Genomic DNA, 26,514 nt, shown 5'->3' on the forward strand with positions numbered 1-26,514 from the left:
ATGACCCAGGCCGACGCGGTTGCATCACTCGTGGAGCGCAGGTTAGGCCGCGCCCTCGATCCCGACCTCAACTTCTTCGAAGCCGGTTTCGACTCGCTCGCGCTGGTCGAGCTGCACGAGGAGATCACCGCGGCGCTGGGCCTGAAGCTGCCGGTCACCGCGATGTTCACCCACCCGAACCTGCGCGCGCTCTCGCACCTGATCGCCAAGGGCCAGGAGGCCGCCCCGGCCCGGCAGGACGGCGTCCGCCGCCGTCCGCTGGGCGGCAGCCGCCGCGACGTGCGCGCCAGGATCCGCGAGGAAGGTCGGTGACCTCGCACGAACAGCCCGTCGCGGTGATCGCGGTGGGGCGTTTCCCGCTGGAGGCCGCGGCGGCCGAGGAGGCCGGGCACGATCCAGGAGCGCAGGCCGTCCGGCTGTACGGCGGGGTGGGCAAGGCCTGCGCCGCGCTGCTGGCCGGGGAGTGCGAGCTCGCCGTGACCGACGCCGGCGAGCTGCCGCCGGGAACGCTGCGCGGCACCCTGGTCCTGCGGCTGCTCGACCGGGCGCTGCTCGACGGCGACCTGGTGCACCGGGTGATCTGGCCCGGCGACCTGGAGGTCGAGGAAGGGTATCCGCCGGTGCACGCGCCGGGCGACGGCCGTCCGCGGGTCGTGGTGTGGTCCGGCCGCACCCGCGAGGAGGCCGAGTCGGTACGGCGAAGCCTGGCCGGCTTCCTCGCCGGCCTGCCGGAGGACCGCTACGCCGACGTGGCGGGCACCCTGCAGCAGGGACGCGCCCACCACCTCGTGCGCGGCGCGGTCGTCTGCCGGAGCGCCGCGGAGGCCGCCCTCGCGCTGGGCCGGGAGCACGACTACGAGCAGGAGCCGGTCAGCCCGGCCCTCTCCGCCGGGGCAGCCGGGCTGTACGGCGTGGAGCCGGTGTTCACCGAGGCCGTGGACGTGTGCGAAGAGGTCTTCGAAGCCCGCGGCGTCCAGGCGTCACCCGCCCTCACCACCGCCTACGGGCTGGCCGCCACCCTCGCCGCCTGGGGCGTCCTGCCGGCCGTCCCGGACCCGGCGGCCCTCGTGGACGACCCCTCGCCGCACGACACGCTCACCGCCCTCACGCGGGCGAACCCCGGGGCCGAGGTCGAGGCGGGTCCCGACCGGGCCGGGTTGCTGGCCGCCGTGGCCAGGTTCTGGACGGGCGGCGGCCGGGTGGACTGGGCCGCGCTGGACCCCGATCATCCGCTGCAACGCGTCCCCGTCCCGAGGCCGCAGCCGGAGCTGCCCGCCTCCGTGGAGGAGCCGCGCCCGCTGTCGGCGGTGCCGTACTCGTTCTGGGTGCTGGAGCAGCTCGCGCCGGACAGCGGCGTGTCGAACCTGGCGGTGGCGCTCAGGTTCCGGACGCCGCTGCGCCGGCTGCCGCTGCAGATCGCGGTGAACCGGCTGGTCAAGCGGCACCCGGCGCTGCGCCTGCGGTTCCCCGTGGTGGACGGGACGCCCGTCCGGCACCTGGTGGCCCCCCAGGACGCCCAGCTGAAGGTCGAGACCCGGGCCACGACGGAGGAGACGCTGGTCGCGGACCTGCGGTCCTTCCTGGATGAGCCCTTCGACCTGGGCCGCGACCTGCTCGTCAGGGTGGGGCACTTCACCCTGCCCGACGGCGCGGGAACCGTGGTGTGCCTGGCCGGCCACCACATCATCATCGACGGCACCTCCATGCAGCTCCTGGTGGAGGAGCTGGGCCGCTTCTACGACAGCCAGACCGGGCACGGCCCGCTGCCCCCCGAGCTGGCGGGCCCCGCGCCGATGCTGGAGCCGGGGGAGCCGTCGGAGGAGTCGATCGGCTACTGGCTGGACCGGCTCGACGGCGTCGACCCGGCCGCCATGGTGCTGCCGGGCAGCAGGCCCTCGCCGGTCCGGCCGACGTTCGCCGGGCACACCTGCTCCTGGCAGGTGGACGCCGAGACGGTGGCGGCCCTGGACGAGCTGCGCGCCAGGCTGCGCACCACCGGCAACATCGTGCTGGCCACCGCCTTCCTGCTGACGCTGCGCGGGCACGGCGCCGGCCCGGACCTGGTGATCGGCATGCCGGTCAGCACCAAGACGGGCGAGCAGCACCGGCGCGTCGGCTACGCCGTGAGCACCCTGCCGCTGCGCGTCCACGTCGAGCCGGACGACGACTTCGAGCAGCTCGCCAGGCGCGTGGAGGAGGCGTTCGCGGAGGGCGTCGAGCACGCCGGGGCCTCGGTGGAGGCGGTGCTGACCCGCCGCGGGCACGGCACGGACGACTGGCGGGTCCCGCTGTTCCGGCACATGTTCAACTATCGGCCCTGGAGCGACGAGAAGGTGCACATCCAGGGCGAGGTGCCCGGCTATGTGGACAACCTGATCGACCGCAGCCGCCTGGACATGCAGTGCAACGTCATCCAGGAGCCGGACCGGCTCACCGTCCGGATGGTGCACAGCACCGAGGTGCACGACGAGGACGAGATCGCGGCGTTCACCGCCAGGCTGTGCGCGGTGGTGCGGCAGGCGGCGCGCGGCGGCGTGCCGGACGTGTTCTCCCCGGCCGACCGGGCGCTGCTCGACCGCATCAACGACACGGGCCGCACCTGGCCGGGCACGCTGGCCGGGCGCATCGTGCCGGGCCCGGCCGTGGCGGTGCGCGAGGGCGACCAGGAGGTCACCTACGACGAGCTGCTGGGACGCGCGGCCGCGGTCCGCGACCTGCTGCGCGAGCGCGGGGTGGGTGACGGCGACGTCGTCGCCCTGGCCCTGGGGCGCTCGGCGGACCTGGTGGCGGCGGTCCTCGGCGTGTGGCAGGCGGGAGCGGCGTTCCTGCCGCTGGACGTGCGGCAACCGGAGTCACGCCTGGCCTTCCAGGTGGCCGACTCGGGGGCGCGGCTGGTGGTCGCGGCGGGCAGCCCGCACTGGGCGGGCGGGACGCCGGTCGTGCCGATGCCCGGCACGCGGGGGGACCACGTACCGGCCGAGACCGGGGACATCGCCTACGTCATCTACACCTCCGGCTCCACCGGGCAGCCCAAGGGCGTGCAGGTCACGCACGCGAACCTGACGAACCTCGTGCTCGACTTCGCCGACCGGCTGGGCGCGCCCACCAGCGTCCTGTGGTCCACCACCACCTCCTTCGACATCTCCTGGCTGGAACTGCTGCTGCCGCTGGCCTGCGGCGGCACCGTGGTCGTGGCCTCCGACGAGGACCAGCTCCAGCCGGGCAGGTTCCTGGAGCTGATCGCCGGAAGCGACGTCCAGGTCGTGCAGGCCACCCCCACCGCGTGGCGGCTGATCGCGCCGGAGGCCGGGCGCGAGCTGGCCGGGCGCACGGTGTTGTGCGGCGGCGAGCCGATGCCCGCCACCCTGGCCAGGGACCTGCTGGAGCTGGGCTGCCGGGTGTTCAACGTCTACGGGCCGACCGAGACGACCATCTGGTCCACCGCCGCCGAGCTGCGCGAGCCGCCGCTCGACCCGGTCCCCGCCGGGGAGCCGCTGGCCAACACCCAGATCTTCGTCACCGACGCCGCGGGCCGCGAGCTGCCGCCGGGCGTGCCGGGCGAGCTGTGCGTCGCCGGCGCGGGGGTGAGCGCGGGCTACCTCGACCGTCCCGAGCTGACGGCGCAGCGCTTCGGCCACCACGACCGGTACGGCCGGTTCTACCGGACCGGCGACCGCGCGCGCATCCGCCACGACGGCCGGCTGGAGCTGCTCGGCCGCGACGACCGGCAGATCAAGCTGCGCGGCCACCGCATCGAGCTGGGCGAGGTCGAGGCCGCGCTGCACGGGCACGAGGCGGTCCGGACGGCCGCGGTGATCCTCGACGGCGACCCGCAGACCGACGGACGGCTCGCCGCCTTCCTGGAGGTCACCGGCGAGACCACCGAGGAAGAGTTGTGGCGCTTCGCCAGGACGCGGCTGCCCGACTACGCCGTCCCCACCCGGTACGTCGTCACCGGAAGGCTGCCCACCACGGCCAACGGCAAGATCGCCTACCGTGAGCTGAAGGTGCCCGACGAGGGCCGCGCCCCGGCGCGGGAGGCGGGCGACGGGCTGGTCCGGCAGGTGGTGGCGCTGTGGAGCGAGGCGCTGAACCGGCCCGGCCTCGGGCCGCACGACAACTTCTTCCTCAACGGCGGCCACTCCGTGCTGGCCGTCCGGCTGATCGGCCCGCTGGAGGAGCTGGCGGGCCGCGCCGTCTCGGTACGGGCCGTGTTCGACCATCCGACGCCGGCCGAACTGGCCCTGCACCTGGGGGAAGCCCGATGACGCCGTGGTACGTCCAGGTCAAGGAGGGGGAGCGGGCGCTGGTCGCCTTCCCGCACGCGGGCGGCGGTCCTGCCTCGCTCGGCGAGCTCGCCGGGCACTTCCCGCCCGAGGTGGGCCTGTGGTCGGTCAACCTGCCGGGACGCCAGGCCAGGCTGGCCGAAGAGCCGCGGACCGACCTCGACGGGCTGGTCGAGGACCTGGCGCGCGACCTGGCCGGGTGGCGGGAGCCGTACACGCTGTTCGGCTACTGCAGCGGGGCGTTGCTGGCCTTCCTCGTCTGCCGGCGCGTGGTCGAGCTGGGCGGGCGGCCGGAACGGCTGGTCGTGGGCTCGTTCGCCGCGCCGGACGTCACCCTGCTGCTGCGCCGCCTGCCGTCGTTGCCGTCGTGGCTGTTCTGGGAGCAGCTGATCGAGCTCGGCGGCGTCCCGCCGGAGCTGGCCGACCGGGAGGCGCTCTGGCCGGTGCTGGAGCCGGCGCTGCGGGCCGACTTCGGGCTGCTGGCCGGCTATCACCACCGGCCGGGACCGCCGCTGCCGGTGCCGATCTCCGTCCTGTACGGGGCCAGGGACGCCTCGCTGACCCGGGGCGGCCTCCTGGGCTGGCGGCGGCAGAGCGTGCACCGGCCCGCGTTGAAGGAGCTCGACTCCACCCACTGGCTGGCCGAGGAGACCCCGGACGCCCTGGCCGCCGCGATCGTTGAGGAGATGGGATGCGCCTCGGTTACAGCATGAGCTACTGGGGCGGCGCGGGCCTCGGCCCGGCCGACCACCTGGCGCTGGTCCGCGAGGCGGAGGCCCTGGGCTACTCGTCCGTGTGGGCGGCCGAGACCTACGGGACCGACCCGGCGAGCCTCCTGGCCTGGATCGCCGGCCAGACCGAGCGCATCGCGCTCGGCACCGGCGTGCTGCAGATGTCCGGACGCAAACCCGTGGTCGCCGCGATGACGGCGGCCACCCTCGACCAGGTCTCCGGCGGCCGCGCCCGGCTGGGCGTGGGCCCGTCCGGCCCGCAGGTGGTCGAGGGCTGGCACGGCGAGCGCTTCGACCGGCCGCTGGCCCGCGCCCGCGACTACCTCCAGGTGGTGCGCAAGGCGCTGGACGGCCAGCCGGTGCGGCACGAGGGCCCCACGATGACGCTGCCCCTGCCCGGCAGCGAGGGCAAGGAGCTGACGCTGGCCGTCGCGCCGGTCCAGGAGCGGCTGCCGGTCTACCTGGCCGCGATGGGCCCGAAGACGGTCGCGCTGGCCGGCGAGCTCGCCGACGGCTGGCTGGCCATCCACTTCCCGCCCGACCACCTGGCCCGCATGGCCAAACACCTCAACGGCGCCGCCCTGGACGTCGCCCCCATGGTGCTCACGCTCGTCGAGGAGGACCAGGAGCTGGCCTACGACATGATGCGGCCCATGCTCGCCCTCTACCTCGGCGGCATGGGCTCGCGCCGGACCAACTTCTACAACCGCCTGGCCGCCACGCTCGGCTTCGAGCAGGAGGCCACCCGCATGCAGGAGGCCTTCCTGGACGGGCGGCAGGGCGAGGCCATGGCCATGCTGCCCGACGCGCTCGTGGACGCGATGACCATGTGCGGCCCCGCGGGCAAGGTGCGCGAGCGGATGGCGGCCTACCAGGAGGCGGGCGCGACCACGCTGATCGTCGGCCTGGTCACGCCCACCCGGCGGCTGCGCAGCCGTCAGCTGCGGCTCATTGCGGGTCTGGCGCCGGCATCCCGATGAGCTTGGCCAGCGGCGACCAGGCCATCGCCGCGATCGGCACCAGCGCGCCGACGGCGATGACCACCCACAGCGTCGTCCGCGTGCCCACGGCGCCGGCCAGCAGGCCGGCGCCGAGCGCGCCCAGCGGCGCGGGGATCAGGCCCAGCGAGTAGATCGAGGCCACCACCCGGCCCTGGAGGTGCGGCGGGGTGACCGTCTGCACCAGGCTGGTGTTGGTGACGAAGAAGATCTGCGAGCTGACGCCGCTGACCAGCTGCGCGACGACGAGCATCGCCACGGAGACCCAGACCGGGCCGACGGCCAGCGGGATGAGGAAGAGCGCCAGGTTGCCGTACACCATCGACCACACCAGCACCTTGCCGATCGCGTAACGCCGCATCACCTTGACGGCGACCAGCGCCCCGATGATCGCGCCCACGCCGCCGCCGGCCAGGATGCTGCCGAACCAGGCCGCGGGCACGCCCAGGTCGCGGATCACGTACAGGGCGTAGATCGAGTTCATCGAGCCCAGGATGAACAGCGAGTACACGGCCGAGGAGACGGCCAGCGGCCGGATCAGCTCGTGCCGCATCACCCAGCCCATGCCCTGCCAGATCGCCTTGTGCACCTGTGCGGGGGTGGTGTCGTCCGGCTCCGGACGGGCCTCCGGCCGCTTGATCAGGGACACCGCGATCGCGGAGGCCAGGTACGACACCGCGTCGATGATCAGCAGCGCGGGCGCGGCGAGCACCTTCAGCAGCGCCGCGGCCAGGCCGGGCCCGAACGTCTGGGCGGCCGACTCGGTCAGCTGCAGCTTGGAGTTGCCCTCCATGAAGTTCTCCCGCGGCACCAGGAACGGGAAGTAACTGCGGTAGGCCGTCTGGAAGAGCGTGCTGAGCAGGCCGAGCGCGAAGATGACGCCGTAGAGCCAGGTCAGCGTGAGCAGGTCGGCGAACCACGCCACGGGGATCAGCATCAGCAGCACGAAACGCGCCGCGTCCGTCCAGATCAGGATGGGCCGCTTGCGCACCCGGTCGGCCAGCACGCCGAACAGCAGGAAGAACACCATCGGCAGCCGCAGCAGGAAGCCGACGACGCCCATCTCCGCCTCGGAGGCGTTCAGGACGGTGACCGCGATGACGGGGAACGCGAACAGACTGATCGCCGAGCCGAACTGCGACAGGCTCTGGCCCGCCCACAGCCGCAGGAAGTCGGGGTGCTTCCAGAGGCTCGTCTGCTCACTGGTCGGGGATGCCATGATCCATCCACCTTCTGATCTCGGTGGCCGCTCCGGCGACCAGGGGTTCGTACAGGATCGGGACGCGTTCCTCGGGGATCGCGACGTGGGCCAGCCGCCCCTTGGCGACGGAGGGCCAGTTGCCGTCCTCGCGCCTGGGCGCGAAGAGCGCGACGTCGCCGTCGTAGGGCTCGTGCCGGTAGCCGCCGACCGCGTGCGCGTTGGCCCGGAACACGGCCAGGTAGCGGCGCGCCTGCTCGACCTCGGCGGTGTCGGGCGCCAGCCGGTCGGCGGCGGAGGCGGCGCCCATGACCGTCAGGAGCTGCTCCTCCGGCGGACGGGCGGCGAGCTCGGCCGGGTCCAGCCCGAGGGTCTCCTCGGGGCCGCCGGCCAGCGCGTGGAACAGCAGGACCGTGTCGTCCTCCAGCGACGCCTCGGCCACGGGCTCCTCGGCGTTGGCGTAGAGCAGCACGACGAGCGGCACCTGCTCGCCGCGCTCGCGCAGCCGCCTGGCCACCTCCAGGGCGATGTTCCCGCCGATGCAGAACCCGCCCAGCACGTACGGCCCCGCCGGCCGCACCTCCAGCAGGTCGGCCACGTAGGCGTCGGCCATCTCGGCGAGCGTGGCGTGCGGCTCCTCGCCGGGCGCGAGCCCGCGCGCGGCGATGGCGTACACCGGCTGGTCGGGGCCGAGGCGGCGGGCCAGCGGGTGGTAGCGGAAGACCTGGCCGCCGAGCGCGTGGATGAAGAAGATCGGCGTGCGGTCGCCGTCCGGGTTGAGCGGCACGACGTGGCTCGGCGGCGCCAAATCCTCGGGCTGGCGGAGCACCCTGGCCAGCTTGCTGATCGTCGGCGCGGTCAGCACGGTGCCCACGGGCAGGCTGCGTCCCAGCTCCTGGCGGATGCGGGCGGCCAGCCGCAGGGCGCTCAGCGAGTGGCCGCCGAGCTCGAAGAAGTCGTCCAGGATCCCGGCCGCGGGCACCTGCAGCACCTCTTCGTAGAGCGTGGCCAGGCGCGCCTCCACCTCGTCGCGTGGCGGCACGTACGGCCGGCCGCTCGCCGTCTCCGGCGCGGGCAGCGCGGCTCGGTCGAGCTTGCCGCTGCGGGTGAGGGGGAGGGCGTCCAGGCTCACCCACCGGCGCGGGATCAGGTGGTCGGGCAGGACGTCCTGGAGGTCGGGCACGTCGCCCACCACGTAGCCGACCAGGCTGTGCCCGTGCGCCGTGACGGCCGCGTCGCGGACCCCCGGCTGGGCGCGCAGGACGGCCTCGATCTCGCCGGGTTCGACGCGCATGCCGCGGATCTTGACTTGGTGGTCGGTGCGGCCGAGGTATTCGAGTTCTCCCGAAGGTAGCCAGCGGGCGAGGTCGCCGGTTTTGTAGAGGCGTTGGCCGTTGGGTGCGGGGAGGAAGCGTTCGGCGGTGAGTGCGGGTTTGCCGAGGTAGCCGCGGGCGAGTTGGGTGCCGCCGATGTAGAGCTCGCCGGGGGTGCCGATGGGGACGTCTTGGAGGTGTGGGTCGAGGACGTGCAGGGTGGTGTTGTGGACGGGTTTGCCGATGGGGACGGTGGTTTCTCCGGGTTGGCAGGGGTGCCAGGAGACGTCGACGGCTGCTTCGGTGGGGCCGTACAGGTTGTGCAGTCCTGGGAGGTCATGGGGTGGGAGGGCTTCGCCGGAGCAGATGATCCGGGGTGGAAGCTGGATGTCTTCTTCTTCCAGGAATGCCTGCAACATCGAGGGGACGAAGTGCGTCGTGGTGATGTTCTCGGTCTTGATGAGGTCGCGTAGGTAGGCGGTGTCGCGGTGGCCGCCGGGCCGGGCGATGACCATGGTGGCGCCGGTGATGAGCGGCCAGAACAGTTCCCACACCGAGACGTCGAAGGTGGTGGGTGTCTTGTGCAGGACGCGGTCGTGCGGGGTGAGCTGGAAGGTGTCCTGCATCCAGCGCAGCCGGTTGACGATCGCCCGGTGGGAGACGCCCACGCCCTTGGGTCGCCCGGTCGAGCCGGAGGTGAAGATGACGTAGGCCAGGTTGTCCTCGTGCACCGGCGGCGGGGTGAACCGGTCTCCGGAGGCCGCGGCGGTGAGCACGGTCGCGGCCCCCGCGTCGGCGAGCATGCCGCGCCGCCGTTCCTCGGGGTCGGCCGGGTCGAGGGGCAAGTAGGCGCCGCCGGCGGCCATGACGCCGAGCAGCACGACGGGCAGGTCCAGCCCGCGTTCCATGCAGACGCCCACCGGCTGGTCCACCCGCACGTCCAGCCCGGCGGCGACCGCGCGGGCCCGTTCGGCCAGCTCGCGGTAGGTCAGCCGGTCGCCCTCGAAGACCAGCGCCGTCGCGTCCGGGGTGCGCTCGGCCTGCTCGAAGACCAGCTCGTGCAGGGTGCCGCCCGGATGCTCCCGATCGGTGGCATTCCAGCGCGCGAGCTGGGCCGCGTCCTGCGGTGAGATGCCGGCCTGTCCGGACAGGGCGCGGAGGTAGTGGTCCCGGATCGCCGCGACCTGGTCGGCCGGGAACTGCGTGGTGTCGTAGGAGATGGTCAGCGTCAGCCCCTGGCCCGGCGTCCGGACGAAGGCCGTGCTGAAGGCGAAGTCGGTCTGCTCGAAGAAGTCCTGGCCCTCGATGGGCGTGGCGGCGGCGCCGTTCACGTGGAAGTCGCGGAAGTCCACGTGCGTGTCCAGCAGGCGCGCGCGACCGCTGGCCCGCTGGATCTCGAAGAGCGGGAAGTGCCGGTACGGCAGCGCCGCCACCTCCGCCTGGAAGACCCGCTGGACCAGGTCGGGCGCGTCGGCCCGGACCCGCAGCGGGACGGTGTTGAGGAACAGGCCGAGCACCTCGTCGCCGGCCTCGCTCTCCGGGCGGCTGTGCGTGAGCATCCCCGTCAGGACGTCGGGATCGCCGGTGAGCAGGGCCATGACGCGCACGTGCGCCGCGAGCACCACCGAGCGCAGCGGCACCCGGGCGGCCGCCTGCTCGGCCAGCGCCTTGGCCAGGTCGCCGGGGAGCGCCGTGGCCAGCACCGCGACCTCGCGCGGCCCGCCGGTGGGGTAGCCGGGCATCCGGGGCAACCGGCCCTCCGGCGCCTCGGCGATCGCGTCCCGCCAGAACTCCGCCGCCTCCGGCCGGGCCAGCATCGCCTTCTCGGCCGCCACCAGGTCGCGGAAGCGCGCCGCCGGCGGCTCCACCGGCAGCCCGGGGGTCGCATAGCGTTCCAGCAGCTCGCTGACCAGCCGCGCGACGCTCCACCCGTCGAGGATCGCGTGGTGGAAGTAGACGGTCAGCGCGAACCGGTCGGCCTCGGGCCGCACGTGGACGCGGAGCAGGGGGGCCCGCGTCCAGTCGAACGGCCCGTACTCCGGCTCGCCGCCGGAGACGGTCAGCGGGATCTCCGCACGGTCGTGCACGAGCTGGACGGGCTCGCTGAACCCGGTCAGGTCGAAGGACGTCCGCAGCACCTCGTGCCGGGCCGACAGCTCGTCCAGCGCCCTGACCAGGGCCGCCTCGTCGAACGTGCCGCGCAGCGTGAGCGTGGTGTGGTCGTGGAAGGTCACGCCGTCCAGCTCGCTGTGGTACAGCATCCCGGCCTGGAGGGCGCTGAGCGGGTAGGCGTCGATGATCATCGCATGAGCCTCTCTCTGTCCGCCACGCTGAGCAGGTCGAAGGCTCCCGCCGTGGTCTCCGATACGGCCTGCCGCGGCCGCAGCACGGCGGCCAGTTCGGCGACCGCCTGATGGGTGAACAGCTGCTGCAGTTCCACGTCGTAGCCCGTGGCGCGCAGCCGGGCGACGACCTTGAGACTGCTGATGGAGTCGCCGCCCACGGCGAAGAAGGTGTCGTGCCGGCCGGCCCGGTCGAGGCCGAGCACCTCCTGCCAGACCTGCGCGACGGCGATCTCCGCCGCGCCGCGCGGCGGCTCCCACGGCAGGTCGGCCGGGCGGTCGGGCGCGGGCAGGGCGGCGCGGTCGAGCTTGCCGTTGGCGGTGACGGGCAGGCGGTCCAGCCGCACCCACGCCGTCGGGATCATGTAATCCGGCAGCGCGTCGGACAGCTCGGGGACGTCGCCGACGACGTAGCCGACCAGGCGGCCGTTCACCAGCTTGGCCGCCGCCGCCGTCACGCCGGGTCGCTCCCGCAGCACGGCCTCGATCTCGCCCAGCTCCACGCGCATGCCGCGGATCTTGACTTGGTGGTCGGTGCGGCCGAGGTATTCGAGTTCTCCCGAAGGTAGCCAGCGGGCGAGGTCGCCGGTTCTGTAGAGGCGTTGGCCGTTGGGTGCGGGGAGGAAGCGTTCGGCGGTGAGTGCGGGTTTGCCGAGGTATCCGCGGGCGAGTTGGGTGCCGCCGATGTAGAGCTCGCCGGGGGTGCCGATGGGGACGTCCTGGAGGTGTGGGTCCAGGACGTGCAGGGTGGTGTTGTGGACGGGTTTGCCGATGGGGACGGTGGTTTCTCCGGGTTGGCAGGGGTGCCAGGAGACGTCGACGGCTGCTTCGGTGGGGCCGTACAGGTTGTGGAGTCCTGGGAGGTCATGGGGTGGGAGGGCTTCGCCGGAGCAGATGATCCGGGGTGGAAGCTGGATGTCTTCTTCTTCCAGGAATGCCTGCAACATCGAGGGGACGAAGTGCGTCGTGGTGATGTTCTCGGTCTTGATGAGGTCGCGTAGGTAGGCGGTGTCGCGGTGGCCGCCGGGCCGGGCGATGATCATGGTGGCGCCGGTGATGAGGGGCCAGAACAGTTCCCACACCGAGACGTCGAAGGTGGTGGGTGTCTTGTGCAGGACGCGGTCGTGCGGGGTGAGGTGGAAGGTGTCCTGCATCCAGCGCAGCCGGTTGACGATCGCCCGGTGGGAGACGCCCACGCCCTTGGGCCGCCCGGTCGAGCCGGACGTGAAGATGACGTAGGCCAGGTTGTCCTCACGCACCCGCACCACGGACCCCGCAGCCGGCCGCACGTCCGCCGCCGTGACCATCAGGTCGGCGCCCGCGTCGGCCAGCATGCCGCGCGTGCGCTCCGCCGGGTGGGAGGGGTCGAGGGGCAGGTAGGCGCCGCCGGCGGCCATGACGCCGAGGAGCACGACGGGCAGGTCCAGCCCGCGTTCCATGCAGACGCCCACCGGCTGGTCCACCCGCACGTCCAGCCCGGCGGCGACCGCGCGGGCCCGTTCGGCCAGCTCGCGGTAGGTCAGCCGGTCGCCCTCGAAGACCAGCGCCGTCGCGTCCGGGGTGCGCTCGGCCTGCTCGAACACCAGGTCGTGCAGGGTGCCGCCCGGATGTTCCCGATCGGTGGCGTTCCAGCGCGCGAGCTGCTTCCGCTCCTCGTCCGGCAGGATGTCCAGACGCCCCACCGGCACGTCGGGGGACGCCACCACCGCACGCAACAGCGCGGCGAACCGCTGCGCCAGCCGCTCGATCGTCTCCGGCCGGAACAGCTCGGCGTTGTAGACGAAGCGGCCCTGCAACAACTCGCCCCGCTCGGCGGCGTAGAGCTCCAGGTCGAACCGGGTGGTCGTGCTGTCCGGCTCGAAGCCCTCGCCGTCGCCGCGGTAGCTCTGCAGCGCGAACAGCACCTGGACCAGCGGCGGGCGGCTGACGTCGCGTTCGGGGTCCAGCTCGGCGACCAGCTTCTCGAAGGGCAGCTCCTGGTGGCCGTAGACCTCGATCGCGCCGTCCCGCGTGCGCCGCAGCAGCTCGGCGAAGCCGGGGTCGCCCGCCAGCCGCGCCCGCAACGGGAGCAGGTTGACGAACAGCCCGACCATGTCCTCGAACTCCGGCCGGGTCCGTCCGGCCACCGGCGACCCCACCGCGAAGCCGGTCGTGCCGGACCAGCGGGCCAGCAGCACCTGGAAGGCGGCGAGCAGCCCCATATAGAGCGTCGCCCCCTCGGCCCGGCACAACTCGCGGAACGCCGCCACGTCCAGCTCCACGTCGTGCCAGCCGCCCCGGAAGGTCTGCCGGGCCGGGCGCGGCCGGTCCAGGGGCAGGTCGAGCACCTGCAACCCGTCCAGCTCGGCGCGCCAGAACGCCAGGTCGCCGGCCAGCCGGTCGCCGCTCAACCGCTCCCGCTGCCACAGGGCGTAGTCGCCGAAACCCAGCCGCGGCCCGCTCCGCGGCGGCGTCAGCAGCTCGCGGAGGATGAGGTCGGCCGACCAGCCGTCGGCGACGATGTGATGGACCGCCACCAGCAGCGCGTGGTCGTCGGGCGCGAGCCGGACCAGGGTGGCGCGCAGCAGCGGGCCGTCCGCCAGCTCGAAGGGGAGCGCGGCGTCGGCGCTCAGCACCTGCCTGGCCGCCGCCTCGCCCGGCACGTCCACGACGCGCAGCGGCACCCGCACCCGGTCCGCCACCCGCACCTCCGGCCGCCCGTCGGGGCCGGCGGGGAAGGTCATGCGCAGGCTCTCGTGCCGGGCGACCACGGCGTCCAGCGACTCCCGCAGCCGTTCGACGTCGAGCGGGCCGCGCAGCCTGGCCGACACGGGCAGCACGTACGCGCTCGTCCCGGGGGCGAACTGCTCCATGAACCACAGCCGCTCCTGCGCGAACGACAGCGGCGGATCGCTGCCCTCGGCACGTCGCGGGATCTGCTCCGCGGCGCCCAGGCCCGCGACCGCCTTGCGGAAGCGGGCCTGCACGCGGGTTCGCCGTTCATCCACGCTCGTCGGCCTCCTCGGCCAGGTGTTCCAGGGCCGCGGCCAGCAGGCGTGGCGTCGGGTGGGTGAAGGCCAGCTTGAGCGGCACGTCCAGCTCGACGGCCGCGGCGATGCGGGCCGTGGTCCTGGTGGCCAGCAGCGAGTGGCCGCCGAGCTGGAAGAAGTCGTCCAGCACGCCCACCCGCTCCAGCCCCAGCACCTCGGCCCAGACCAGGCAGACGAGCTCCTCGGCCGGGCCGGCCGGCGGCTCGTAGGCGGCGCCGCGCGGCCGGCCCGGCGCGGGCAGGGCGTCCCGGTCGACCTTGCCGCCGGGGGTCAGCGGGATGCGGTCGAGCGAGACGATCGCGCTGGGCACCATGTGCGGGGGCAGCTCGGCGGCCAGGTGCTCGCGTAGGGCGTCCCCGGCGTCGTGGACGGCGTAGGCGATCAGCCGGTCGTCGTGGACCACCACCGTGGCCTGCCGCACCGACGGGTGGGCGAGCAGCGCCGACTCCACCTCGCCCGGCTCGACCCGGTAACCGCGCACCTTCACCTGCCGGTCCAGGCGGCCGAGGATCTCCAGGCTCCCGTCCAGGCGGAAGCGGGCCCGGTCGCCGGTGCGGTAGAGGCGCGACCCGCCGGGGCCGGGGACGAACCGCTCGGCCGTGCGGGCGGGCGCGCCCCGGTAACCGCGGGCCAGGCCGCTGCCGCCGATGTGCAGCTCGCCCGCGACACCGGCCGGCACCGGGAGCCCGTCGGGGCCCAGCACCTGGAGCGTGGTGCCGGGCAGGGCGACGCCCACGGCCGGCCGGCGCAGCGCCTCGGACGGGTCCATCTCGGCGGTGGCGGCGATGATCGTGGCCTCGGTGGGGCCGTAGCTGTTGACCAGGCGCACGCCCTGGGGGCCGGACGCGTACCAGGCGGCCAGCGCGGGGCCGGGCAGCGGGTCGGCGCCCAGGATGACCAGCCGCAGGCCGGGCGGCCATTCGACGCCCATGGCCACCAGCTCCTGCCAGTACGACGTGGGCAGGTCCAGCACGGTGAGCGCGGCGCCCTCCGAGGTCTTCAGGAAGTCCGGCAGCGGCTCGTCCGGGCACAGGACGAGCTCCGCGCCGGCGGCCAGCGCCGGGTAGATCTCCTCGGCGTGCGTGTCGAAGCTCGGCGAGGCGAACTGCAGGACGCGGTCGCCCGGCCCGAGCTCGTAGTGGCCGCGCATCCAGCCCACCCGCGACGCCAGCGCCTCACGCGGCACCTCCACGCCCTTGGGACGCCCGGTCGAGCCCGAGGTGTAGATCACGTAGGCCAGCGAGCCCGGCCCCGCGATCTCGGCGCGCGGCGCCTGCGGCGACTCGCGGAGATCGTCCTCGTCCAGCACCAGGGCCGCGCCGGCGTCGGCCGCCATCCACCGCAGCCGCTCCGGCGGGTACGCCGGGTCGAGCGGCAGGTAGGCGCCGCCCGCCCGGCCGACGGCGAGCATCCCGGCGATCAGCTCCACCGAGCGCCCGGCGCGCAGGCCGACGACCGTGTCCGGGCCGACCCCGGCCGCGGCCAGGCGTCCGGCCAGCGCGGCGGCCATGGCGTCCAGCTCGGCGTAGGTGACCCGGCGGTCGCCGTGGCTCACCGCCGTCGCGCCGGGCGCCAGCCGTACGCGCTCCTGGAAGAGGTCGAGCACGTCGCGCGCGGGGGGCTGCGGGGCGTCGAGGACCGGCGGCCGGTCCTCGGGCAGCAGCATGGCCGCGCGCAGCGCGGACAGCGGCGTGCCGGGGTCGCGCACGACCGCCTCCAGCACCCGCTCCCACCGCCGCAGCAACCGCGTCGCGGTCTCCTCCTCGAACAGGTCGCGGGCGTAGGACAACATCGCCCACAGGGAGCCGTCGAACTGGGTGACGTCCAGCATCAGGTCGAACTTGGCCTGGGTCGCGCCCGGGTCGAACATCTCCGCCTCGACGCCGGGCAGCGGCAGGGCGCCGGCCTCCTTGTCCTGGATCACGAACATCGCCTGGAACAGCGGCGTCGTGCTCAGGTCGCGGCGGATGCCGAGGTCGTTGAGCAGGCGTTCGAAGGGGATGTCCTGATGCGCGAACGCGTCCAGGACCGTCGCCCTGGTCCGCGCGAGCAGCGTGCGGAAGGACGGGTCGCCGGACAGGTCGCCGCGCAGCACGAGCGTCTCGGGGAAGAAGCCGACGACGTCCTGGAGCTCCGGACGGTCGCGGCCGGCGATGACCGAGCCGACCGTCAGGTCGTCGGCGCCGCAGTGCGCGCCCAGCAGGAGCTGGTAGGCGGCCAGCAGGACCATGAACAGCGTGCCGCGCTCGTCCTTGGCCAGCTGCTCCAGCCGGGCGGTCAGCTCGGGGCCGATGCGCCGCGCGCAGTAGTCGCCGCTGGCCACCCGTACAGCCGGCCGCGGCCGGTCCGTGGGCAGGTCGAGCGGCTGCACGCCGTCGAGCTTGGCGCGCCAGTAGTCCAGCGACTCCCGCGACGGCTCGCGGCCGCGCTGCCAGGCCGCGAAGTCGCGGTAGTCGATCGACGGGACGCCCAGCCCGGCCGCGTTCCCCGTGTAGCAGGCGGCCAGCTCCGAGAAGATGATCTTCAGTGACCAGCCGTCCGCCACCAGGTGGTGCAGGACCAGGCAGAGCACGTGATCGGTCGCCGACAGCGTGATCAGGTGCACCCGCACCAGCGGCCCCGTGGCCAGGTCGAACGGCGTGTTGGTCAGCTCGGCCACGATCGCCGTGGCGCGCGCCTCGCGTTCGGCGGCGGGCAGGTCCGTGAGGTCCACCAGCACCGGATCGAGCTTCAGCGCCGGCTCCACGACCTGGACCGGGCTGCCCTCCACTGCGGGGAAGCGGGCCCGCAGCATCGGGTGCCGCGCCGCCACGGTGGCCAGCGCCCCGGCCAGGTCACGGATGGACAGCTCGCCGCGCAGCCGCTGCACCATGTACATGTTGTAGGAGGCGTCGGCGGGGTCGAGCCGCTGCAGGAACCACAGCCGCTCCTGCCCATAGGAGAGCGGCGCCGGCGCGTCCGGGTCGCTGCGCGGGGGGATCCCGGCGGGCCGGGCCTTGGGCTGCCGCTGGAGCCTGCGCTCCAGCGCCGCGCGCTGCTCCGGGCTGAGGCGGGCCAGCCGCCCTCTCACCTCGCTCATCCGTCCGCGTCCTCCGCCAGGAGATCGTCCAGCTCGACGTCGCCGAGCTGGAGTTCCAGCACGGCCAGCGCGTGCTCGGCCACCGTGGTGAGCTCGAAACACACCCGCAGGTCCATCTCGATCCCGTACGCCTCCCGGTACCGGGTGATCAGCAGGACGGCCAGCAGCGAGTGCCCGCCGAGCGCGAAGAAGTCGTCCTCGACGCCCACCCGGTCACGGCCGAGCAGCTCGCCCCAGAGCGCGCACAGCTCCTCCTCCAGCGGCGTCTCCGGCGCGACGTAGCTGGTGCCGAGATCGCTGCGGCCGGGCCCGGTGGGCGACGGCAGCGCGGCCCGGTCGAGCTTCCCGCTCGGCCCCACGGGGAACCCGGTGACCGGCACGAACGCCTGCGGCACCAGCGCCGACGGCAACGTGCGGGCCGGCCCGGTCCGCAGCTCGTGCGACAACCGGCTCGGATCGCCCGTCCAGTCCACGTAGGCCACCAGCCCGCGGCCGCCCGGCGCGTCGTCGCGCAGGGCGACGACGACCCCGCGCACGCGTGGGTCCGCGGCCAGCGCCGCCTCGACCTCGCCCAGCTCGACCCGCCAGCCGTGCACCTTGACCTGGTCGTCGATGCGGCCGAGGAACTCCAGCTCCCCGTCGGCGCGCAGCCTGGCCAGGTCGCCGGTGGCGTACAGCCGCGCCCCGGGCGGCCCGTACGGGTCCGGAACGAAGCGCTCGGCCGTCAGCCCCGGCCGTCCCGCGTAGCCGCGGGCCACCTGGACGCCGCCGATGTGCAGCTGGCCGGGCACGCCGACGGGCATCGGCTCCAGGCGCTCGTCGAGCACGTGCAGGCGGCAGCCGGGCATCGGGCGGCCGATGGGGATCACCGTCTCGCCCGGCCGGCAGGCGTGCCAGGAGACGTCCACGGCGGCCTCGGTGGGGCCGTACAGGTTGTGCAGCTCCACGCCGGGCAGGCGCTCGAAGAAGCGGGCCGCCGTCCTGGGCGGCAGCTCCTCGCCGCTGCACACCACCCGCCGCAGCGACGCGCACGACTCGATGTTCGCCTCCTCCAGGAAGAGCGCGAGCATCGACGGCACGAAGTGCATCGTGGTCACCGCGTGCCGCTTCACCAGGTCACGCTGGTGGGCGGGGTCGCGGTGGCCGCCCGGCCGCACCGGGACGAGGCAGGCGCCCTGCAGCAGCGGCCAGAAGAACTCCCACACCGACACGTCGAAGCTGGTCGGCGTCTTCTGCATCACCACGTCGCCGGCCGTCAGGCCGAACGTCTCCTGCATCCAGGCGAGCCGGTTGACGATGCCGCGATGGGTGTTGACCACGGCCTTCGGCCGGCCGGTCGAGCCCGAGGTGTAGATCAGGTACGCGGCGTCGTCCGGCCCGGTCACCGGGTCGAGGTCGCCGGAGCCGAGGTCGTGGTCGTGGTCGTCCTCCAGCAGCACCGTCTCGACGGGCCCGAAGGACGGCAGGTGGCGCTGGGTGAGCAGAACCTGCGCCCCGGAGTCGGACAGCATGAACTCCAGCCGGTCGCGCGGGTACTCCGGATCCAGCGGCACGTACGCCCCGCCCGCCTTGAGCACCGCCAGCAGCGCGACGACCAGCTCGGGCGAGCGTTCCGCGCAGACCGCCACGGGCCGGCCGCGCTCCACGCCGATCTGCCGCAACCGCCGGGCCAGCCGGTTGGCGCGGCCGTTGAGCTCGGCGTAGGTGAGCGTGAGGTCGCCGAAGAGCACCGCGGGCGCGTCGGGGGTCGCGGCGGCCCGGGCCTCGATCAACGTGTGCAGGGTGCCGGGCTCGGCCTGCGGCCCGCCGTCCCCGAGAGCCAGCACGCGCGCACGCTCGGCCGCGTCGAGCACGGGCAGCTCGGGGACCGCCCGGTCGGGGTCGGCGGCGGCCGACTCGACCAGGGTGCGCAGGTTCGCCTCGAAGCGTTCGATCGTCTCGGCGTCGAACAGGTCGGTGGCGTACTCCAGCCGGGTGTGCAGCACCCCGTCGCGCATGTTGACGTCGAGCTGGAGGTCCACCTTGGCGGTGCCGTTGGCGATCTGCCCCTCGTTGGTGCGGATCGCCAGGTTGAACATCACCTGGTAGATCGGCGGCACGCTCAGGTCCCGGGCCGGCTGCAGGTCCTCCACGAGCCGCTCGAACGGCAGCTCCTGATGGTCCAGCGCCTCGGCCACCGTCGCCCGCACGCGCCCGGCCGCCTCGCGGAAGCCGGGCGCGCCCGACAGGTCCACGCGCAGCGGCACCGCGTTGACGAACATGCCGATGACCGGCTCGGTCTCGGGCAGCAGCCGGCCCGCGACCGGCGTGCCCACCACGATGTCGTCGATCCCCGACCAGCGCGACAACACGGCGGCGTACGCGGTGAGCATCACCGTGAACAACGTCGTGTTGAGCTCCTTGGCCAGCCGCTCCACGGCCGCCGACAGCTCGGGGGAGTAGGCGCCGAGCCGGATCCCGCCCCGGTAGCTGCGGCGGGCCGGCCGCGGCCGGTCGCCCGGCAGGGCGAGATCGGCCGGCACCCCGGCCAGCCGCTCGCGCCAGTGCACCAGCTCGGTCTCCAGGAACTCGCCGGACAACCTGCCGCGCTGCCACACGGCGAAGTCGGCGAACTGGATCGGCAGCTCGGGCAGCTTCGGCGGCCGGTCCTCGCCGAGCGCGTCGTAACACTCCTCCACCTCGTCCATGAAGACCATGGAGGAGACGCCGTCGAAGATCGTGTGGTCGAAGACGACAACCAGCCGCAGGTCGTCCTCGGCCAGCTTGACGTGCCTGCCGCGGTACAGCGGCGCCCGTTCCATGTCGAACGGCAGCACCGCGTCCGCCCTGGCCAGGCGGGCCAGCTCCGCCTCTGCGGCGGCCCGCGGAAGGTGGCTCAGGTCCGTCTCGGTCAGCGCCGTGGGCGGCGCGCCGGGGTGGACGATCTGCACGACCTGCCCGTCCCGGAAGTCGAACGTGGTGCGCAGCGCCTCATGACGCCGCACGACCAGATCGATCGCCCGCTCCAGCCGGCGGGGGTCCACCGGCTGCCTGGCCGCCATCGGCATGACCATGCCGATGTTGTAGACGGCCAGATCGGGCTCGAAGCGCGAAAGGAACCACATCCGCTCCTGGCCGGAGGACGCGGGGAAGGCATCACTCACTGTCCATGGCCTCTCGCAGACTCTTCGGCCGCATGTCGGTCCACACCTGCTCGATGTGCGCCAGACAGGCTTCCTTGGTGCCGGAGAAACCGGCGTCGTACCAGCCGGAGGGGTTGTCCCGGCCGGCGGGCCAGATGGAGTACTGCTCCTCGTCGTTGCGTACGACCTTGGTGTCTGCGCTGGTTTCTGTGCTGGTCTCTGTGGTGGTCTCTGTGCTCATGCGGAACTCCGGGGGAGGCGGGGGATGGTCTGGGTGGCGGGCCCGGAAGGAGCGGGCTCGGGGGCCGAGGCCGTGGCGGCGTCGATCAGGGCCGCGACCCCGGCCACGGTCGGCTCCTCGAAGAGGTTGCGCATCGGCAGCCGGACCCCCAGCTCCTTGCGGATCAGGGCGATCAGCTGGACCGCGATGAGCGAGTTGCCGCCCAGCTCGAAGAAGTCGTCGTCGACGCCGATGTGGTCGCCGCCGAGCACCTCGCCCCACAGGCGGGCGATGGTGGCCTCGGCGTCGTTGCGCGGCGCGACGTAGCCCTCGGCGGGCGCCTTGTCGTGCCGGTCGGCGACCGCCGCCGGATCGAGCTCGCTCTCGACGGTCTCCTGGGTCAGCGAGCCGACGCCGGCGACGAGCTCGGCCACCGTGCTGGCCGCCACCACGACCTGGGGGCCGAGCGGGGCGGCGAGCAGCCTGCGCAGGGAGAGCGCCCCGTCGGCCGGCCTGATGCCGGCCGCGTCGTCGGCCGCGATCGGCGCCGCCGTCGCCGCCGTGGACGCGGCCGGGGCGGCGACCTGGGACCCGGCGCTGGAGCGCACCCCGGACACCACGGCCTCGGTGTCGATCCTGCGCAGCACGTAGTCGGAGATCTGCACCAGCACCGTGCCGTCGGGCGCGATCAACGTGACGTCGACGACCAGCACCTCGTCGGTGTCGGTGCTGGTGATGCGCAGATGGCTCCAGAACGCCTCCGGCAGGCTGCCGAAGACGGTGATGCGGCCGTAGCCGAGCGGCAGGTAGTGGCCCTCGACCGCGACCCAGCTGAAGGTGGTGGCGGCGTCGAGCAGCGCCGGGTGCAGCCCCCACCGGTCGAGGTCGGCCATCAGCGCGTCGTTGGCCTCGAACAGGCCGAGCGCCTCCTGCCGGCCGACATGCGTGGCGGTCAGCGTCCGGTGCCAGTGCGCGCCCAGCGTGAGCAGGCCCGACAGCGGGACGCCGCCCTGCTCGTCCGCCGAGGACACGCAGCGGTCCATGATGGCGCGCAGGTCCACCCGGTCGGCGGGCGGCGGGCTCACCTTGGCCGCGGTGCCCCTGGCGTGGGTGCGGTGCGAGCCGCCGATGATGCTCTGCACCTGGAAGTCGGCGCCGTCCGCCTCCGGGGTGAAGAGCACCCGTACTTCGGCGGTCGCGCCGTCGGCCACCGACAGCGGTTCGACGAACACCACGTCCCGCAGCTCGACCAGCCCGCCGCCGGGCAGCACCGCCTCGGCGGCCGTCCTGGCCAGCTCGACGTGGCCGGTGCCGGGCAGCACCGGCACGTCGGCGATGCGGTGCTCGTCCAGCACCCAGTGCGTGCCGGGCGAGAGCGTGCCGCTGCACCAGTCGAGCCCGCCGATCTCCCCGGCGTGCCGCGCGTCGAGGACCGGGTGGTCGAGCGCCTTGATCCGGTCGCCGCGCTGCAACGCGACGAATCCGGCGGGCGCCGCGGTCTCCACCGCCATGCCGACTTCCAGCCATCTGCCCCAGTTGACGCTGACGACCTGGGCGGCGTTCCAGCCTCGTCCGGCGCGGGCGTGCGCGTCGAGGAAGTTGTTGGCCGCGCAGTAGTCGATCTGGCCGAACCCGCCGGCCACCGCGGTGATCGACGAGCAGAGCACCACGGCCTCCAGCTCCAGGTCGCCGAACGCCTCCTGCAGCGCCAGCGTGCCGAGCAGCTTGGGCCGGAGCACGGCCTCGGCCGCCTCCCGCTCCTTGACCTGGGCCATGCCGCCGCCGGGCAGGCCGGCCGCGTGCACGAGCACGTCCACCCGGCCGAAGGCGGCCAGCGTCTCGTCCCTGACCCGGCGCATGTCCGCCGGGTCGGTCACGTCGGCGGCCAGGGTCAGCACCCGCGCCCCGGCGGCCTCCATCCGGCCGATCGCCTCGGCGGCGCGCGCCTCGCGGGCCGACCGCGGCGGGCCTTCGGGCAGCCCGCTCCTGGACAGCAGGACGATGCCGACGCGGGCCCGCGCCGCCAGGTCCTCGGCCAGCGAGATGCCGATGCCGCCCAGACCGCCGGTGATCACGTATACCTGGCCGTCGCGCGGCTCGCCCGGCTCGCTGTCCACCTCCACCTGCTCGTATCCGAGCAGCCAGCGCTTGCCGCCGCGCAGGGCGACCGGGGCCAGCAGCCCGGCCTCGCCCGGCTCCGGCGCGCGGCCCAGCTCGGCGGCGACGCTCCGCACCGCCGCCGCCCGGTTCGTGTCCCCGTCCGGCGCGTCGATGTGGCGGACGCGCAGCCACGGCGTCTCCAGCGGGACGACCCGGGCGAAGGCCGCCAGCGTCGCGTGCTCCGGCCGGGTCAGGTCGCCGCCGACGACGTCCATCGTGCCCGCGGTCACCAGGTCGAGCTGCACCCCGCCCGGCGGCTGGGCCGCCGACAGCGCCTGCACGAGACCCAGGACGCCGAAGAAGCCGCGGTCCTGCGCCGCCCACGCCTGCTCGCCGCCGGTGAGGGCCCAGGCGTGCACGATCCGCTCGGGGATCTCGCCGACCGCCTCCAGCAGCGCGTCGTAGTCCTCCCGTACGGCCGGCCGCACCGTGAAGTGCCCGTCGAAGGCGCCGAACGCGGCACCCGGCCGCACCTCCAGCACCTCGGCCCCGGAGGCGCGCAGCGCGTCGGCCAGCGCGGCCGAGTCCTCGTCCACGAAGGCCAGGCAGCGCGTGACCGGCGACGGAGTCCCCGGACGGGCCGGCGCCTGGTGCCAGACGGGCACGCCGTACCACCGCTCGGGCGGCAGGGGGCCGTCGGCCTGCTGCGGACGGGCGACGCCGCCGGCGAAGGCGCCCTGCGGGTCGGGGTCGATCCAGGCGCGCTGCCGCTCCCACGGGTAACCCGGCAGCGAGACGCGGAAGCCGGGGGCGCCGAAGTCGTTCAGCTCGATGCCGTGCACCCACAGCGCGCCCACGGCCTGCGAGAGGACCGCGACGTCGCCGGCCCGGTCGCGCGGGCCGGGCAGCGACGGCAGCGGCGCGATCGCGCCGGCGGCCAGCTGGGTGCCGGCCAGGCCGCACAGCTGCCGGCCCGGCCCGCACTCGATCATGATCCATTCGCCGTCGGCCAGGAGCGTCGAGACGCAGTCGCCGAAGCGGACCGGTTCGCGCACGTGCCTGGCCCAGTAGGACGGGTCGGTGGCCTCCGCGGCGGTGATCCAGGTGCCGGTCACGTTGGACAGGAACGGCAGGCTCGGCGCGGCCGGGCGGGCCGCCGCGACCAGCTCGCGGAACTCGCGCAGCATCGGCTCCATCATCGCCGAGTGGAAGGCGTGCGAGGTGCGCAGCCGGGTGCAGCCGATGCCCTCCTCCTCCAGCATCTCGGCCAGCTCCGCGATCGACTCCGACGGGCCGGACACGACGCACGTGCCGGGGCCGTTGACGGTGGCCACGGAGACGTCGTCGGGCAGCATCGGCGCGATCTCGTCGGGCATGAGCTGCACGGCCAGCATGGAGCCCGGCGGCAGCGCCTGGATCAGCCGGCCGCGCGCCGCGACCAGCCGCATCGCGTCGGGCAGGGTGAAGACGCCGGCGACGGTGGCCGCCGCGTACTCGCCGATGCTGTGGCCGATCATCGCGGCGGGCTCGACGCCCAGCGACAGCCAGAGCCTGGCCAGCGCGTACTCGACGGTGAACAGGGCGGGCTGGGTGAGGGAGGTCTGCCGCAGCGCCTCGTCCGCCTCCTCGCCGGTGGCGAAGATCTGGTCGCGCACGTCCAGGACGGCCGCGCACTCGTCGACCGCCTCGCGGAAGATCGGCTCGTTGCGGTACAGCTCCGCGGCCATGCCGCCGTACTGGGCGCCCTGGCCGGAGAAGAGGAAGGCCACCTGCGGCGGCCGCTTCGGCTTGGCGCCGGTGACGATCCGCCTGGGGTCGGACAGCGCGGCCACCGCGTCGCCCGGCGAGGTGGCGACGACGACGGCCCGGTGCTTGAGCTCCCGGCGGCCCACGCGCAGCGTGAACGCGGCGTCGGCCAGGTCCGTCTCGGGGTGCGCGGCCAGGTGCGCGGCCAGCCGCTCGCGCGCCGCGGCCAGCGCGGACTCCGTCCTGGCCGACAGCTTCAGCAGGTGCGCGGGCCGCTCACGGGGCAGCGACGGGCGCGGCGGGGCCTCCTCCAGCACGGCGTGCGCGTTCGTGCCGCCGATGCCGAACGAGCTGACGCCCGCGCGGCGCGGGAACTCGTCACGCTCCCACTTCGTCGGCGAGGAGACGACGTAGAACGGGCTCGACGGGAAGTCGATCTTCGGGTTGGGGCTCTTGAAGTGCAACGTCGGCGGGATCAGCTTGTTCTCCAGCGCCAGCACCGTCTTGACCAGGCTGGGGATGCCGGCCGACTGGCCGAGGTGGCCGATGTTGCTCTTGACCGAGCCGATGCCGCACCACTGGGTGTCGCTCGTGTGCTGGGCGAACACGCTGGACAGCGCGGCCACCTCGATCGGGTCGCCGAGCGCCGTGCCGGTGCCGTGCGCCTCGACGTAGGTGACCGTACGGGGGTCCACGCCGCCGACGCCCAGCGCCTGCGCGATGACCGCGGCCTGGCCGTCCAGGCTGGGCGCGGAGAAGCCGACCTTGCCCGCGCCGTCGTTGTTGATCGCGTTGCCCAGGACCACCGCGCGGATGTTGTCGCGGTCCTCGATCGCCTCCGACAGCCGCTTCAGCACCAGGACGCCGCCGCCGCTGCCCCAGGTCGTGCCGCCGGCGTCGGCGTCGAAGGAACGGGTGTGCCCGTCGGGGGAGACGATGCCGTCCTGGTCGTAGATGTAGCCCTCGCCCTGCGGCAGGTCCAGCATGGCCGCGCCGGCCAGCGCCATGTCGCACTCGCCGTTGCGCAGCGCCTCGCACGCGATGTGGAAGGCCACCAGCGCGGTCGAGCACGCGGTGTGCACGGTGTAGCTGGGGCCACGCAGGTCGAGCTTGTAGGAGGTGAGGGTGGCGCAGTAGTCGACGTGGTTGCCCACCATGACCGCCAGCCAGCCGGCGTTCTTGTGGGCCTGGGCGTTGCTGCGGATGTTGCGCCACTGGTAGGTGTCCGTCCCGGTCCCGGCGTAGACGCCGATCTCGCCCGGGTAGCGGAACGGGTCGTAGCCCGCGTCCTCCAGCGCCGTGTGCGACAGCTCCAGGAACAGCCGGTGCTGCGGGTCGCGGACCTCGGCCTCCCTGATCGACATGCCGAAGAACGCCGCGTCGAAGCCCTCGTAGTCGTCCAGCGTCATGGCGGCCGGCACGAAGTTCGGGTCGGCCAGCAGGCTCTCCGCCGTGCCCAGCGCCCGTTGCTCCTCCAGGGTGTACGTGGTCAGCGACTCGACGCCGTCGGCGAGGTTGCGCCAGAACTGCTGCGCGTCACCCGCTCCCGGGACTCGGCACGACAAGCCGATGATCGCGATCGGCTCGGCCGTGGGCTCGTCCGTCATGGGGCAATCCCCTTCTCGTTGCGGTTCCTCAACCTGTCTCGCCGTGAGGCCAGGCGGCGTGCCGCCCGGTCCAGCCCCGGACTGCCGCCCGCGCCATCGAGATGAGCGGCCAGCGTCCGGATCGTGGGATGCCTGAACAGCTCCGTGATCGGGATCTCGCGGCCGGTCGCCGCCCGCAGCCGGGCCTGCACCGCCGCCACGGCCAGCGAATGGCCGCCGATCTCGAAGAAGTTGTCGTCGGGGCCGAGCCGCGGCACGCCCAGCACGGCGCGCCACACCTGGGCGACCGTCTTCTGGGTGGGGCCGTCGAGGCCGCCGCCGGCGGCCTTCGGCTGCTCGACCGGCCGGCCGCGCAGCGCGGCGCGGTCCACCTTGCCGTTGGGCGTCAGCGGCAGCGCGGGCAGCGCCACCACCTCGCTGGGGACGGCGTGCTCGGGCAGCGCGCCGCGCAGCTCGTCCAGGAGGCGGTGCGCCGCCAGGCCGGGCCGGGCGGGCACCACGTAGCCGATGAGCGTGCCGCCCTCGACCCTGGCCGCGGCGGCGCGCACGTCCCGGCAGGCGGCGAGCGCGGCCTCCACCTCGCCCAGCTCGACCCGGAACCCGCGCACCTTCACCTGGTCGTCGGCGCGCCCGGCCGGGGTGATCGTGCCGTCGGGGTTGCGCCGGCCGAGGTCGCCGGTGCGGAACCGGTCGCCGGCGAAGCGCCGGCCGGTCAGCGCCGGATCCAGGTAGCCGTCGGACAG

12 protein-coding genes (1 of these 12 cut by a window edge) are annotated in these 26,514 nt (G+C 74.0%); 4 read left to right on the top strand and 8 right to left on the bottom strand.

The annotated features are described in order from the left end of the window. Genes ACFYYW_RS02530 through ACFYYW_RS02545 form a run of 4 tightly spaced genes read left to right on the top strand, consistent with a single transcriptional unit; the run spans window position 1 to window position 5,997 of the window. Entirely contained in the window at window positions 1–312 is a 312-nt protein-coding gene (locus tag ACFYYW_RS02530; RefSeq protein ID WP_352323355.1) for an acyl carrier protein, read from the top strand. After that, window positions 309–4,268: an amino acid adenylation domain-containing protein gene (locus ACFYYW_RS02535; protein ID WP_387644167.1), complete on the top strand. Its 3,960-nt coding sequence runs from the start codon at window positions 309–311 to the stop codon at window positions 4,266–4,268. The genes ACFYYW_RS02530 and ACFYYW_RS02535 overlap by 4 nt, the downstream gene beginning before the upstream one ends. After that, window positions 4,265–4,999, top strand: coding sequence for a thioesterase II family protein (locus ACFYYW_RS02540; protein WP_387644170.1), 735 nt, complete (start codon window positions 4,265–4,267; stop codon window positions 4,997–4,999). Before ACFYYW_RS02535 ends, ACFYYW_RS02540 begins: the two co-directional genes overlap by 4 nt. Next, the gene (locus tag ACFYYW_RS02545) at window positions 4,978–5,997 is read left to right on the top strand and encodes an LLM class F420-dependent oxidoreductase (protein WP_387644173.1); all 1,020 of its coding nucleotides are present in this window, start codon (window positions 4,978–4,980) and stop codon (window positions 5,995–5,997) included. Before ACFYYW_RS02540 ends, ACFYYW_RS02545 begins: the two co-directional genes overlap by 22 nt. On the opposite strand, the gene ACFYYW_RS02550 is transcribed toward ACFYYW_RS02545, so the two are convergent. The 8 genes in view from ACFYYW_RS02550 to ACFYYW_RS02585 are tightly spaced (each overlapping or abutting the next) and all read right to left on the bottom strand, a layout consistent with a single transcriptional unit that may run on beyond the window. Next, complete coding sequence (locus tag ACFYYW_RS02550; protein ID WP_352323359.1) at window positions 5,966–7,234, bottom strand: MFS transporter; 1,269 nt, start codon at window positions 7,232–7,234, stop codon at window positions 5,966–5,968. The two genes, ACFYYW_RS02545 and ACFYYW_RS02550, sit on opposite strands and share 32 nt — an antisense overlap. Next, on the bottom strand, window positions 7,215–10,829 hold the full coding sequence (locus tag ACFYYW_RS02555) for an amino acid adenylation domain-containing protein (protein ID WP_387644175.1): 3,615 nt from the start codon (window positions 10,827–10,829) through the stop codon (window positions 7,215–7,217). The genes ACFYYW_RS02550 and ACFYYW_RS02555 overlap by 20 nt, the downstream gene beginning before the upstream one ends. After that, the gene (locus ACFYYW_RS02560) at window positions 10,826–13,855 is read right to left on the bottom strand and encodes an amino acid adenylation domain-containing protein (RefSeq protein ID WP_387644178.1); all 3,030 of its coding nucleotides are present in this window, start codon (window positions 13,853–13,855) and stop codon (window positions 10,826–10,828) included. Before ACFYYW_RS02560 ends, ACFYYW_RS02555 begins: the two co-directional genes overlap by 4 nt. Next, the gene (locus ACFYYW_RS02565) at window positions 13,848–16,976 is read right to left on the bottom strand and encodes an amino acid adenylation domain-containing protein (protein ID WP_387644181.1); all 3,129 of its coding nucleotides are present in this window, start codon (window positions 16,974–16,976) and stop codon (window positions 13,848–13,850) included. Before ACFYYW_RS02565 ends, ACFYYW_RS02560 begins: the two co-directional genes overlap by 8 nt. Beyond that, entirely contained in the window at window positions 16,973–20,119 is a 3,147-nt protein-coding gene (locus ACFYYW_RS02570; protein ID WP_387644184.1) for an amino acid adenylation domain-containing protein, read from the bottom strand. The genes ACFYYW_RS02565 and ACFYYW_RS02570 overlap by 4 nt, the downstream gene beginning before the upstream one ends. Further along, on the bottom strand, window positions 20,112–20,339 hold the full coding sequence (locus ACFYYW_RS02575; RefSeq protein ID WP_387644187.1) for an MbtH family protein: 228 nt from the start codon (window positions 20,337–20,339) through the stop codon (window positions 20,112–20,114). Before ACFYYW_RS02575 ends, ACFYYW_RS02570 begins: the two co-directional genes overlap by 8 nt. Beyond that, the gene (locus ACFYYW_RS02580) at window positions 20,336–25,771 is read right to left on the bottom strand and encodes an SDR family NAD(P)-dependent oxidoreductase (RefSeq protein WP_387644190.1); all 5,436 of its coding nucleotides are present in this window, start codon (window positions 25,769–25,771) and stop codon (window positions 20,336–20,338) included. The genes ACFYYW_RS02575 and ACFYYW_RS02580 overlap by 4 nt, the downstream gene beginning before the upstream one ends. Beyond that, window positions 25,768–26,514: the final stretch of an amino acid adenylation domain-containing protein gene (locus ACFYYW_RS02585; protein ID WP_387644192.1), read on the bottom strand. It continues 3,867 nt past the right edge of the window; 747 of the gene's 4,614 nt are visible here — the last part of the coding sequence; its start codon lies beyond the right edge, outside the window; it ends in the stop codon at window positions 25,768–25,770. Before ACFYYW_RS02585 ends, ACFYYW_RS02580 begins: the two co-directional genes overlap by 4 nt.

Origin of the sequence: Nonomuraea sp. NPDC001831 (assembly GCF_042892035.1) — a bacterium.
Lineage (GTDB): Bacteria > Actinomycetota > Actinomycetes > Streptosporangiales > Streptosporangiaceae > Nonomuraea.